The organism is Clostridium sp. SM-530-WT-3G (assembly GCF_012843905.1).
GTDB lineage: Bacteria > Bacillota > Clostridia > Clostridiales > Clostridiaceae > Clostridium.
Window position 1 is genome coordinate 16,480 of the sequence record NZ_JABAGC010000040.1, and the last position, 11,696, is coordinate 28,175.

Here is an 11,696-nt window from a genome sequence, read left to right on the forward strand (position 1 = left end):
AGAAGTTTTTGTTTGACATGAGTGAAAAGCTTCTTATGATAATAGTCTATGCATTTAATATAAAAGTGTTACAATAAATTCTTCTGATATTATTAAAACTATGTATAATATTTCCAATATGTGGATAGAAATATACTAAGAAGTTTTATGGAGGGATTTATGTGAATAGAGAAAATATTCGTGAATACCTATTAGACAAGACTGATGATTCGAAGTATTATAGAAAGCTATTAGATGATATGGAAATAGCTAAAGCTGAAATAGATGTGGCTCGTAGTATGTTTAATAATGTTGAAGATGATGCTCTTATAGAAGTTGCAATATATTCAGAAAATGTTGCAAGAAAACGATATGATTATCTATTATCAATAGCTAGAGCAAAAGGAATAAATGTAGGGTATGACTATATTGTAGAAAAAAATTTACAGATAGCTGAATAAAGAATATTATACAGATAGGGGAAGGTAATATGGATACAGGATATTTGTTGTATGGACTAATAGGAATAGTAGTATTGTTTATAGTAATTAAGCTACTTAAATGGCCTATAAAAATTTTAATAAATGGAATTGCTGGGGTTATAACATTATATATAGTAAACTTTATTATAGCTAATTTAAGCGTTATAGGAATTAATACTAGTTTTTCTGTACCCATTAATGCAATAACGGCTTTAATTGCAGGTTTTCTTGGAATACCGGGAGTTATAGCTATTATATTAATTTTATTATTTTTATAGATTTAAATTATACTCAATAATATAAATTGTCAAATTTAGTTTATATTATTGAGTATTTTTGTTGTTAAATAGGGACAAATAAGGTAATATTTTAATTATAAAATAATGTTAAGATTTATAATTATTTACATTTTAAAGGAGAAGAATACGTGAGAAATAAGGTGGTTAAAAAAACAGCAGTTATTGGAGCTATTACACTTGCATTAACTGGTATGAGTGGAATTAAAGCTTCAGCTGAATGGAAACAAAATGAAGATAATAATACTTGGAGTTGGATTGAAGATGATTCAAAGGCTACTGGATGGAAATTAATAAATGGAACATGGTATTATTTTAATGATAATGGAGTTATGCATACTGGATGGCTTAAATATAATAATAAAAAGTACAAGCTTAGCGATAGTGGAATTATGATTACAGGATGGAATCTTGATAATGGTAAATGGTATTACTTTAATGATGATGGAACCATGCATATTGGCTGGCTTAAGGATAATAATGAATGGTATAAGCTAGATGAAGATGGGACAATGATTACAGGATGGATTTCTGATAATGATAAGTGGTATTATGCAAAGCCTTCAGGTAATTTAGAAACAGACAGTATTACTATTGATGGCAAAACATATAATTTCTTAAGTGATGGAACTATGATTGAAAATATTGAGTCTGTTGATTTCAGCAACGATAATGTGTTAGCAATTGATACGTCTATACCTGAAAAGGATGAATGTTATAAGGATAAAGAAGTTAATGAGGATAACAAAGGTGAAACTGATGAAAAGATAGAAGAGCCTAAGGAAGAAGCACATGAAGTTATAAATAGTAACTTTATTGAAAGAACAAGTGAACCTGATTTAGATGATAAGCATTATTATTCCAATGATAATATTTTTTATAGTGTAAAATTATCTCCACCATTTAAGAAAAACGACGGAACTCCTATAAAGGGTAACTGTACATGGTACGCGTGGGGACGTGCATGGGAAATTACAGGTAAAAGACCAGTAGATGCAGGATTAACAGGAAATGCATATGAATGGTGGCAGGCTAATAAAACTAAGAAGAAATATAAATATGGAACAGAACCTAGAGTAGGTGCAATTGCAGTATGGAATTCAAGTCTTCCTGGATCAGGTGGATTTGGACATGTTGCTGTAGTTGAAAAGATTGAAAATGGGAAAGTATATATATCAGAATCTATGTGGCATGGAGATTGCTTTGCGTATAAGCCAATATATTCAACACAATATTTATATGGTTACATATATCTAGATGAACCAAATTATTAAAATTTATTAGGCTATATTTGACATTATCTACATTTGAGTTAATATGTAATATATCAGGTTTCAATGATGAAGGAGTAGTGATATTTATATGGCAGCAGGTAATGGAGTAAATTGTAGTGATTGTATAGAATTAAAAAAAGGCAGATGTGATGGAAAAGATTTAACTTGCCTTTGTTACAAGTGTCCTAGAAAACTTGCACAATGTATGTGTGTTAAGTATTGCAGAGAAACTGAATCTGTATTATTCTTTGATGAAGAATATGATAATATTGATTAATTATTTAGCTAGAAATTTATTTCTAGCTTTTTTTATAATATTTTTAGAAAAATATTATTATACACAAATTAAGTGTATTAAAATTACTTATATAAGAATAAGATTTAGTGTTAAGTGGACTTTAAAATACAATAATATTCATAATAAAATATTAAATTATTATAAGTAAAAAACAAATAATTTGTTCGATTTTGAAATAAATAAAAAATAATAGTTGAAAAAGATTAATTTATAAAAAAAGCTCTCATAAGATAACATATCTATAAAAAATGAGAGGATTTTTATTAAAATGATATTTATAAACTTCTAAAATATGGTATAATAATAAGAAAATATAAAAAATTGGGGGCAAATTTATGGAAAGAGTATATAACTTTGCAGCGGGGCCAGCTGTATTACCAGAAGTGGTCTTGAAAGAAGCTGCAGATGAAATGTTAAATTATAAGGGGACTGGAATGTCAGTAATGGAAATGAGCCATCGTTCTAAGGCATTCGAAGAAATAATTGAAGAGGCTGAAAAAGATTTAAGAGAATTAATGAATATTCCAGATAATTATAAAGTTTTATTTCTTCAAGGTGGTGGATCAACACAATTTGCAATGATTCCAATGAACTTAATGAAGAATAAAGTAGCAGATTATATAATTACAGGGCAATGGGCAAAAAAAGCAGCAGCTGAAGCTGAAAAATACGGTAAAGTAAATAAAATAGCTTCATCAGCTGATAAGACATTTTCTTATATTCCAGATTTGAAAAATTTACAAATTAGTGATGATGCCGATTATGTATACATCTGTCACAATAATACAATTTACGGAACTACATATCATGAGCTTCCAGATACTAAGGGGAAAGTATTGGTAGCAGATATGTCATCTGATATTTTATCACAGCCAATAGATGTTACTAAATATGGATTAATATTTGCAGGAGTTCAAAAAAATATTGGACCAGCAGGAACAGTAATTGTAATAATTCGTGAGGATTTAATTACTGAGGATGTACTTGAAGGTACACCAACAATGCTTACTTATAAAACACATGCAGATGCAAAATCTTTATATAATACACCACCTGCATATGGCATTTATATTTGCGGAAAAGTATTCAAGCATCTAAAAAATATAGGTGGACTTGAAGTAATGAAAAAGAGAAATGAAGAAAAGGCTAAAATTCTTTATGATTTCTTAGATGAAAGTGAATTATTTAAAGGAACAGTTGTTAAAGAAGACCGTTCACTTATGAATGTTCCATTTGTAACAGGGGATAAGGATTTAGATGCTAAATTTGTAGCAGAAGCAAAGAAGTGTGGAATTGAAAATATTAAGGGGCATAGAACTGTTGGTGGAATGAGAGCCAGCATATATAATGCAATGCCAATTGAAGGCGTTAAATATTTAGTTGAATTTATGAAGAAATTCGAAGCAGAAAATAAATAATAAGTTACAACGTAGTAAAGATAAAAAAACTTTACTAGCCGTATGCTAATAAAGTTTTTTATTAGTTAAATTATTATATTGTAAAATATAGAGTTATTTATTTGAGCATAAGCAATATTAAGGGGGATTAAATAAGATGATTAGAGTTTTAACTAACGATGGTCTTCAAGAAGCATCAATAGATGCATTAAAAGCTTTAGGAGTAGAAGTAGTTAATGATCATATAGGACAAGATGAATTAGGAGAAAAACTAAAGGATTTTGATGCTATTGTTATAAGATCAGCAACAAAGCTTACAGCAGATGTTTTTAATGCTGAAAAAGGTGGTAAATTAAAATTAGCAATAAGAGCTGGTGTTGGAGTTGATAACATTGATATTCCAGCTGGAAACAGTGTTGGAGTAACAGTTAAAAATACACCATCTGCAAGTTCAAATTCAGTAGCTGAATTAGCACTTGCACATATGTTATCAGTTGCTAGATTTATTGGAATATCTAATGCAACAATGAGAAATGGTGAATGGAATAAAAAGAAATACCAAGGTACTGAAATAAGTGGTAAGGTACTTGGAATAGTTGGTATGGGAAGAATAGGACAATCTTTAGCACAAAAAGCTTCTGCTTTAGGAATGAAGGTTGTTTATACAGATTTATTTGGTAAAAATGATTCATTAAACTATGAATTTATGGAATTAAATGATTTATTAAAGGTTTCAGATTTTATTTCACTTCATGTTCCTTACGACAAAAATGCGGGTTCACTAATTGGCAGAAAAGAACTTGCATTAATGAAGAAAACTGCTTATTTAATTGATTGTGCAAGGGGAAAAGTAGTAGAAGAGGATGCTTTACTTGAAGCACTAGATAATGATGTTATAGCAGGAGCAGGACTTGATGTTTATGAAGAAGAACCAACAAAGAATACAACTTTAGTTAATCATCCAAAGGTTAGTGTAACTCCTCATATTGGAGCATCAACAACAGAAGCTCAGACTAGAATAGGAGAAGAAGTTGTTTCAACAATAAAAGAATTCTTTAAATTAAAATATTAGTTTAATAATATTTCAGACTATATATCAGCTCAGAGAGTATTCATGCTCTACTGAGCTTTATAAAAATAGAAAACTACATTAAATTTAGTGAATGTTTGTATCAGTAAATCTACATATTAAATATAGTAATATAAGAAGCGTGAACTAAATTTATTCAAAATTGAATTTGTTTGGAGGGTTTTAAAGTGGCGACAATAAGACCATTTAAGGGTATAAGACCAGTTAAAGAATTAGCTTCAAAAATAGCTGCTCTTCCTTATGATGTTATGAACAGTGATGAAGCTAGAAAAATGGTAGAAGGTAATCCGTATTCTTTTCTTCATGTAGATAGAGCTGAAGTAGATTTGGATCCATCAATTGATATTCATGATAAGAGAGTTTACGATAAAGCTAGAGAAAACTTAAATAAAATGATTGATAATGGTGAATATATTCAGGATGAAATGCCATGCTTATATATATATAGACAGATAATGAATGGAAGATCTCAGACTGGAATAGTATTCTGTGCATCAATAGACGATTATTTAAATAATGTAATAAAAAAGCATGAATTTACAAGAGCTGATAAGGAACAGGATAGAATCAATCATGTTGATTATTGTGATGCGAATACAGGACCTATATTCTTAACTTACAAAGAAGATCAGATTGCATCAGAAATAATAGAAGCTTGGATAGAAAATGAAAGTAAAAGAAAGCCGATTTATAATTTTACTGCTGAAGATGGAATAACTCATATAGTATGGGTTATTGATAATGATATTATTATAAGTGAATTAATAGATTTATTTAAGGAAGTAGATTATCTTTATATAGCAGATGGACATCATAGATCTGCATCAGCAGTTAAAGTAGGATTAAAGAGGAGAAAAGAACATCCAGATTACACTGGAGATGAAGAATTTAATTATTTCTTGGCTGTTGCTTTTCCTGATAATGATTTAATGGTAATGGATTATAATAGAGTTGTTAAAGATTTAAATGGAATGTCAAAGGAAGAATTTTTAGAAAAGTTAGAAAAAGACTTTATAGTAACTAAATCAGATAATAATGCACCAGTTAAGCCGGAGAGGAAGCATACTTTTGGTATGGATATTGAAAATGAATGGTATATTCTTGAAGCTAAGGAAGGTTCATTCGATACTGAAGATCCAATAAATCAGCTCGATGTTGCAATTCTTCAAAATAATGTACTTACACCTATTTTAGGAATTGAAGATGTAAGAACATCTGATAGAATTGATTTTATAGGTGGAATAAGAGGAATAAAGGAACTTGAAAAGAGAGTGAATTCAGATATGAAAATTGCTTTCTCAATGTATCCAACAGAAGTACATGATATTATGGAGGTTGCTGATATTGGAGAAGTAATGCCACCTAAATCAACTTGGTTTGAACCTAAACTTAGAAGTGGATTATTTATTCATAAGTTAAAATAATTAATCAAATAAAAAGTGGTTTAAATATGAACATTTAAACCACTTTTTATTTGATTGTTACATCATTTCAAGCATTCTTTTTAAGATTTTAGTTGAATTCTTAACTGCGATTGGTGTGAATTTTTCATAATCCATATGTTCACCATTATTAGCATTATCAGAAATTGATCTTATAACTACAAATGGAATATTGTTTAAATAACATACTTGAGCTATACTTGCACCTTCCATTTCACATGAAATAGCTTCAAATTCTTTTTCAAGCCATTGGATTTTTTCAAGATCTGCAACGAATTGGTCACCAGAAACTATTCTTCCAGTAAAGCTATTTATTTCAGAAATTTCTTCACATGCTTTTTTTGCAACAGTGATTAATTCTTGATCACATTTAAAATCAAAAGTATCAAGTCTTGGAATTTGTCCTATTTTATCTCCGAAAGCTGTAGTATCCATGTCGTGTTGAACAAGATTTTCTGCTACAACAACATCTCCAGGGTATATATCCTTACCTATTCCTCCAGCAACTCCAACATTAATGATTTTATCAACATTGTATTCAGAAATTAAAATTTGAGTGCATACAGCAGAATTAACTTTACCGATTCCGCATACTACAGCTACAACATCTTTTCCGTAAAGTTTTCCTTTGTGAAAAGTCATGTTAGCTTTAGTTCTTTTTTCTTCAAGAGAAATATCTTTTAATAATATTTCTAATTCTTCTGCCATGGCAGCGATTATTCCTATAGTCATAATCTAATCCTCCTATATTAAATATTTTATTGTATATTAAATTGCTTAAAGCAACAATATAATGCATAAACTATATTTACACAATATAAATTCACCTTATATTATAAACATTAAAATACTATTTTAATAGGAATTTATATTTTTATAATTTATAAACGTGGTATTCTTATAAAAAAACTATGAATTTATGATATAATAGCATAGATTAGTGCAAGTATATAATAATATAGTTAAAATATGCATTGAGCAAGGAGTAAATAAAATGGAAGTACAAGATTCTTTAATAAGAACTGGGCTCTTAATAGGAGCAGATGGTTTAGAAAAATTAAAAAACAGTAAAGTAATTGTTTTTGGAGTAGGAGGAGTTGGAAGTTTTACAGTAGAAGCTCTTGCAAGAGCTGGAGTTGGGCAAATAACTCTTGTTGATAATGATACTGTAGATATAACAAATTTAAATAGACAAATTCATGCAACATATGAAACTGTAGGTAAAGCTAAAGTTGATCTTATGAAGGAAAGAATATCATCTATTAATAAATACTGTAATGTTATAACACATAGAGTATTTATTAATAATGATAATATAGAAGAATTTGTTCCTAAGGATGTAGATTATGTAGTTGACGCTATAGATACAGTAACTGCAAAATTAGCATTAGCCGAATATTGCTACAAAAACAATATAAGAATAATGAGTTCTATGGGGACTGGTAATAAATTAGATCCAACTAAGTTTAAGGTTACTGATGTGTTTAAGACAAAAGTATGTCCTTTAGCTAAAGTTATGAGACATGAATTAAGAAAAAGAGGTGTGGAAAAGTTAAAGGTTGTATATTCAGAAGAAGTTCCATTAAAACCTTTATCACCTGCTGATCTTGGATTTGTTGCAAAAGGACCAGTAGAAGATGATGAAAATACACAATTAAAGCCTAAAAGACAGACACCAGGAAGTATATCATTTGTACCTCCAGTTGCAGGAATGATAATAGCAAGCCAGGTTATAAGAGACATATTAGGTATAAAATAAGTCACAATCTGTTAAAATTCTAGTAAAAAACAATTATTATTACAAACAAAAATCCACAATATATTGATGAGATTAAAAATAATCCACAATATATTGTGGATTTTGTGTATAACTTTATAATTTATATAATATCTGTGGATATCTATATTATTATAATAATAAGAGTCCTTAAAAACCATGAAGTATTAATTATATATAAGGTATATTTTATATGTGCATTTTAAATAGTATAATAGTATAAGTAACGTAAGACAAAGATAGATATGCATTTTAAAAGTGCAATAATAATTTTTGAGAAAGATAAAATAAATATCTATAATTCAGGAGAGTATTATATGGAATCAAAATTATGTATAAAAATAGAATCTAATAAATCAAATTTTAATGAATATATTGTGAAAGACATTAATGATATTATAATAGGAAGATTTATTATAGTTGAATTAAATATTGAAAGCAGGAAATGTGATGTAAAGCTAAACTTCTATAGAGGAAATAAGCATGATTTACTACGTGATACTCTAAAGCTTTTATTAAGGACTATATTTAAAGATGGAAAGATTCATAAGGTTAATATAATAGTATATGAAGATATTAATTTTGAAGCATTTCTAGAACAAGGCTTCGTACTTGAAGGAGTATTTAGCCAAAACGAATATTCAAAAGGTCATTATATAGATGAAATTTCTTTTGGAATAACTCGTGATGATTATAATAGTTGTGAAAGATTTTCGTTAGTTGAACTATATGGGGAGAATATTACTTTAAGAAATTTTACACCAGGAGATGCAGAAAAGCTTCTTGATTATTATATAAGAAATAAAAAACATTTAGCTCCATTTGAACCTATTAGAGATAGTAGTTTCTTTACACTTGAAAATCAAATAAGTTTATTGAATGAAAGTTATAAACAATTATTAAATGGAACAAGTATAGATATGGGAATCTTTAAGGATGATAGATTGATAGGAAAATTAAAGCTGTCTAATATTGTGTATGGTTCTCTTAAAAGTGGAATTTTGGGCTATTCAATAGATGAAAAAGAGCAAGGACATGGATATATGAGAGAAAGTGTGAATTTATTCTTGGAGTATGCTTTTGAAGAATGTAATCTTCATAGAATAGAAGCATCTGCTATGGTTGATAATGAAAAATCAAGAAATGTTCTTAGCAAATGTGGATTTAAACTTGTAGGAATTAATGAGAAATATTTAATTATTAATGGTGCATGGAGAGATCACGCTACATATTATATAACTAAAGAGGATTTTTATAATAAATAAAAATTTTTAAGTTCTTGTCTTTTTGCCATTTTGAAATATTTGGTATATATTTATCTTAGAATTGTAGATGTAAACTGATTTTTAGAAATTATGTATTTATTTTGTATGAGGAGTGAGAGGATGAGTACAATACTAAATAAAGATGCAGTATTATTAAAAGTATTTAATAATAACATAATATTAGTAGGTTCAGATAAAAGTGAGAAAATTTTATTTGCAAAAGGTATTGGTTTTGGAAAAAAACAAGGATGTGTAATTCCAAAGGGAACAGAGATTGATAAAGTATTTACAATAGAAAATGAGCAGAATATATCAGATTTTAAAAATCTTGTTGAACTAGTAGATAAAGAATTTTTTGCAGTATGTGAAGAGGCTATTTGTGAAGTTTCGAGTAAAATTAATTCAGAACTAAATGAACGAATACATATAGGACTTGTAGATCATTTATTTTTTGCAGTTAAGAGACTTAAGAATAATGAAGAAATTGAAAATCCATTTTTAATAGAAACACAGACATTATATGCAAAAGAATTTGAATTAAGTAAAATAGTTGCAGAGAAAATTGAAAAATATGAAGGGATTAAGATTCCAGACGGTGAAATTGGATTTATAACATTACATATACATACTGCTTTAAATGATGGAAAGATATCTAATACAATGAAAAATACTTATTTAAGTACAAGCATAGTTGAGTATGTAGAAAAGGAACTAGGAAAGAAGATAGATAAAACATCTTTAGATTATGCAAGATTCTGTACACATATAAAATTTGCAATTCAAAGAATAACTAATAAAGTGTCAAATAAAAATGATCTAATAAAGGTTATTAAGAAAACATATAAAGAATCATATAAAATTTCACAAGGAATTTCTGAGATAATATCTGATGAATTGGGTATAGAAGTTACAGAAGATGAAACAGCATTTTTGGCAATTCATGTAGAAAGATTTAGGATTAATACAAAGTAATATTGGAAATTTACATTTAGGATATTATGGTTTATATTTAATTTGTAAAATTTTGTATTATAAAAAGCAAGCCTTTAGAAAAAACTAAAGTGCTTGCTTTTAATTAGATTGTATATTCTAAAACTGTTGTTTCACCAGCAACTGTTGCAACATTTTCAACAGGAGTGATTGATTTTAATATATCTGGGTTTGTAATTAATACTGGAGTAGTTAATGGAAGTCCCTTTGACTTTATGAACTCTCTATCTATTTTAATTATTGGATCTCCAGCTTTAACTTTTGTACCTGCTTCAGCTAATTGTTCGAAACCTTCACCGTTTAAAGTAACAGTTTCAATTCCAATATGAACTAATAATTCAACTCCATTTTCTAAAGTCATTGCGAAAGCATGCTTCGTGTTAAATACTAATGTTAATTCCCCGTCAGCAGGAGCAACTACAACATCAGCTTCTGGCATCATTGCTAATCCATCACCAGCCATTTTTTGAGCAAAAACAGGATCTGGAGTTTCAGATAGCGGTAAAGATTTACCAGTAATAGGCGCCACTAATTTAAAAGTCTTTGTTGTTTGTGTTGCCTCAGATTTTGAAACTTCAGTAATATTTGAAGCAACTTTTGTTTCTTCAGTCGTGTCTTTTTTGAATAAATTCTTTAAAAATCCAAACATAATATGTATCCTGAATAATTCAGGATAAGTCACATCCTTCCTTGTAATAATATTTATATTTTTAGTTAGTTTTATATAAAATATAACAATAAAAAATAGAAAGTAACGAAAAAAGGCATAAGTTCCCTACTTGAATTATGTAGTAAACTTATGCCTGATTTAACAGTAACACGTTAGTTCATATTATATATATGTAATTGTTATCTGTCAATAACTTGAAGTGAAAATTATACCAAAAATATTATGAGATGTTTATCGTGTTTTCTGAACTTACAGGAGTAGAGTAAGTTACTCCCATATTTATTAAGCACTCGCAGAGAAAGTAAGTGTAAAATTTAAACTTTCATTTGACGAAAACATAGCCTTGTGTGTCTATAATAGTAAAGTAGAGGTAATAAGTGAAAAACAGAATAATGTGTGAATAAGTGTATATAAATTTAAATTTTAAAAAGTTTGCTATTATGAGTATATGTTAAGATGAAACACGTCGCTGAGAGCGATAGTAACTGGAAAACAGACTTAATAAATACTTTAGAGAAAAGATTTAAAAAGTTTTGAAAAAAGTTATTGACAGGTTCGAAATCAAGTGATAAACTAAATAGGTCGCTTGATAGCGATATAATAGTAACAACGAAAGTTGTAAAAGAAAAATGGTCTTTGAAAATTGAACAGAATATATAAATACATTTAAGTAAACCAGCAATTCTTTATTTTGAGTAAGCTAAGATTAAACTTTTTATTGAGAGTTTGATCCTGG

Annotated in this window: 12 protein-coding genes; 10 read left to right on the top strand and 2 right to left on the bottom strand. The window is 28.2% G+C overall.

The features are described 5' to 3' along the window. Positions 1-161 precede the first annotated feature (161 nt). The 7 genes from HF850_RS12630 to HF850_RS12660 all read left to right on the top strand — a co-directional run bounded on the left by HF850_RS12630 (position 162) and on the right by HF850_RS12660 (position 6,240). On the top strand, positions 162-440 hold the full coding sequence (locus HF850_RS12630; protein WP_169105800.1) for a DUF2508 family protein: 279 nt from the start codon (positions 162-164) through the stop codon (positions 438-440). A 29-nt stretch (positions 441-469) separates the two neighbouring features. Next, a complete protein-coding gene (locus tag HF850_RS12635) occupies positions 470-739 on the top strand; it encodes a pro-sigmaK processing inhibitor BofA family protein (protein WP_169105801.1) in 270 nt (89 codons plus the stop codon). A gap of 149 nt (positions 740-888) precedes the next feature. Continuing rightward, entirely contained in the window at positions 889-2,031 is a 1,143-nt protein-coding gene (locus HF850_RS12640; RefSeq protein WP_169105802.1) for a CHAP domain-containing protein, read from the top strand. A gap of 88 nt (positions 2,032-2,119) precedes the next feature. Continuing rightward, positions 2,120-2,308, top strand: coding sequence for a hypothetical protein (locus HF850_RS12645; protein ID WP_169105803.1), 189 nt, complete (start codon positions 2,120-2,122; stop codon positions 2,306-2,308). Positions 2,309-2,664: 356 nt separating this feature from the next. Beyond that, entirely contained in the window at positions 2,665-3,747 is a 1,083-nt protein-coding gene (gene serC / locus HF850_RS12650; protein ID WP_169105804.1) for a 3-phosphoserine/phosphohydroxythreonine transaminase, read from the top strand. 136 nt (positions 3,748-3,883) lie between these two features. Next, on the top strand, positions 3,884-4,798 hold the full coding sequence (locus HF850_RS12655) for a D-2-hydroxyacid dehydrogenase (protein WP_169105805.1): 915 nt from the start codon (positions 3,884-3,886) through the stop codon (positions 4,796-4,798). Positions 4,799-4,983: 185 nt separating this feature from the next. Next, positions 4,984-6,240 carry a DUF1015 family protein gene (locus HF850_RS12660; protein WP_169105806.1) on the top strand — a complete coding sequence of 419 codons (1,257 nt, stop codon included), beginning with the start codon at positions 4,984-4,986 and terminating at the stop codon, positions 6,238-6,240. Positions 6,241-6,297: 57 nt separating this feature from the next. Here the strand turns inward: HF850_RS12660 and HF850_RS12665 are convergent, their stop codons facing one another. Continuing rightward, positions 6,298-6,990: a 5'-methylthioadenosine/adenosylhomocysteine nucleosidase gene (locus HF850_RS12665; protein WP_169105807.1), complete on the bottom strand. Its 693-nt coding sequence runs from the start codon at positions 6,988-6,990 to the stop codon at positions 6,298-6,300. A 262-nt stretch (positions 6,991-7,252) separates the two neighbouring features. On the opposite strand from HF850_RS12665, the gene HF850_RS12670 reads away from it, so the two are divergent. The 3 genes from HF850_RS12670 to HF850_RS12680 all read left to right on the top strand — a co-directional run bounded on the left by HF850_RS12670 (position 7,253) and on the right by HF850_RS12680 (position 10,272). Beyond that, a complete protein-coding gene (locus tag HF850_RS12670; RefSeq protein WP_169105808.1) occupies positions 7,253-8,017 on the top strand; it encodes a tRNA threonylcarbamoyladenosine dehydratase in 765 nt (254 codons plus the stop codon). A 335-nt stretch (positions 8,018-8,352) separates the two neighbouring features. Further along, complete coding sequence (locus tag HF850_RS12675) at positions 8,353-9,300, top strand: GNAT family protein (protein WP_169105809.1); 948 nt, start codon at positions 8,353-8,355, stop codon at positions 9,298-9,300. 120 nt (positions 9,301-9,420) lie between these two features. Continuing rightward, complete coding sequence (locus HF850_RS12680) at positions 9,421-10,272, top strand: PRD domain-containing protein (RefSeq protein WP_169105810.1); 852 nt, start codon at positions 9,421-9,423, stop codon at positions 10,270-10,272. Positions 10,273-10,375: 103 nt separating this feature from the next. Here HF850_RS12680 and HF850_RS12685 read toward each other — a convergent pair whose 3' ends face one another. Then, positions 10,376-10,939 carry a PTS glucose transporter subunit IIA gene (locus tag HF850_RS12685; RefSeq protein ID WP_169105811.1) on the bottom strand — a complete coding sequence of 188 codons (564 nt, stop codon included), beginning with the start codon at positions 10,937-10,939 and terminating at the stop codon, positions 10,376-10,378. Between the last annotated feature and the right edge of the window lie 757 nt (positions 10,940-11,696).

Bases quoted from the DNA above. Each gene is read 5' to 3' on its own strand.
- HF850_RS12635 (WP_169105801.1), top strand. From the start codon at position 470: ATGGATACAGGATATTTGTTGTATGGACTAATAGGAATAGTAGTATTG.
- HF850_RS12645 (WP_169105803.1), top strand. From the start codon at position 2,120: ATGGCAGCAGGTAATGGAGTAAATTGTAGTGATTGTATAGAATTAAAA.
- serC (WP_169105804.1), top strand. From the start codon at position 2,665: ATGGAAAGAGTATATAACTTTGCAGCGGGGCCAGCTGTATTACCAGAA.
- HF850_RS12655 (WP_169105805.1), top strand. From the start codon at position 3,884: ATGATTAGAGTTTTAACTAACGATGGTCTTCAAGAAGCATCAATAGAT.
- HF850_RS12665 (WP_169105807.1), bottom strand. From the start codon at position 6,990: ATGACTATAGGAATAATCGCTGCCATGGCAGAAGAATTAGAAATATTA.
- HF850_RS12670 (WP_169105808.1), top strand. From the start codon at position 7,253: ATGGAAGTACAAGATTCTTTAATAAGAACTGGGCTCTTAATAGGAGCA.
- HF850_RS12675 (WP_169105809.1), top strand. From the start codon at position 8,353: ATGGAATCAAAATTATGTATAAAAATAGAATCTAATAAATCAAATTTT.
- HF850_RS12680 (WP_169105810.1), top strand. From the start codon at position 9,421: ATGAGTACAATACTAAATAAAGATGCAGTATTATTAAAAGTATTTAAT.
- HF850_RS12685 (WP_169105811.1), bottom strand. From the start codon at position 10,939: ATGTTTGGATTTTTAAAGAATTTATTCAAAAAAGACACGACTGAAGAA.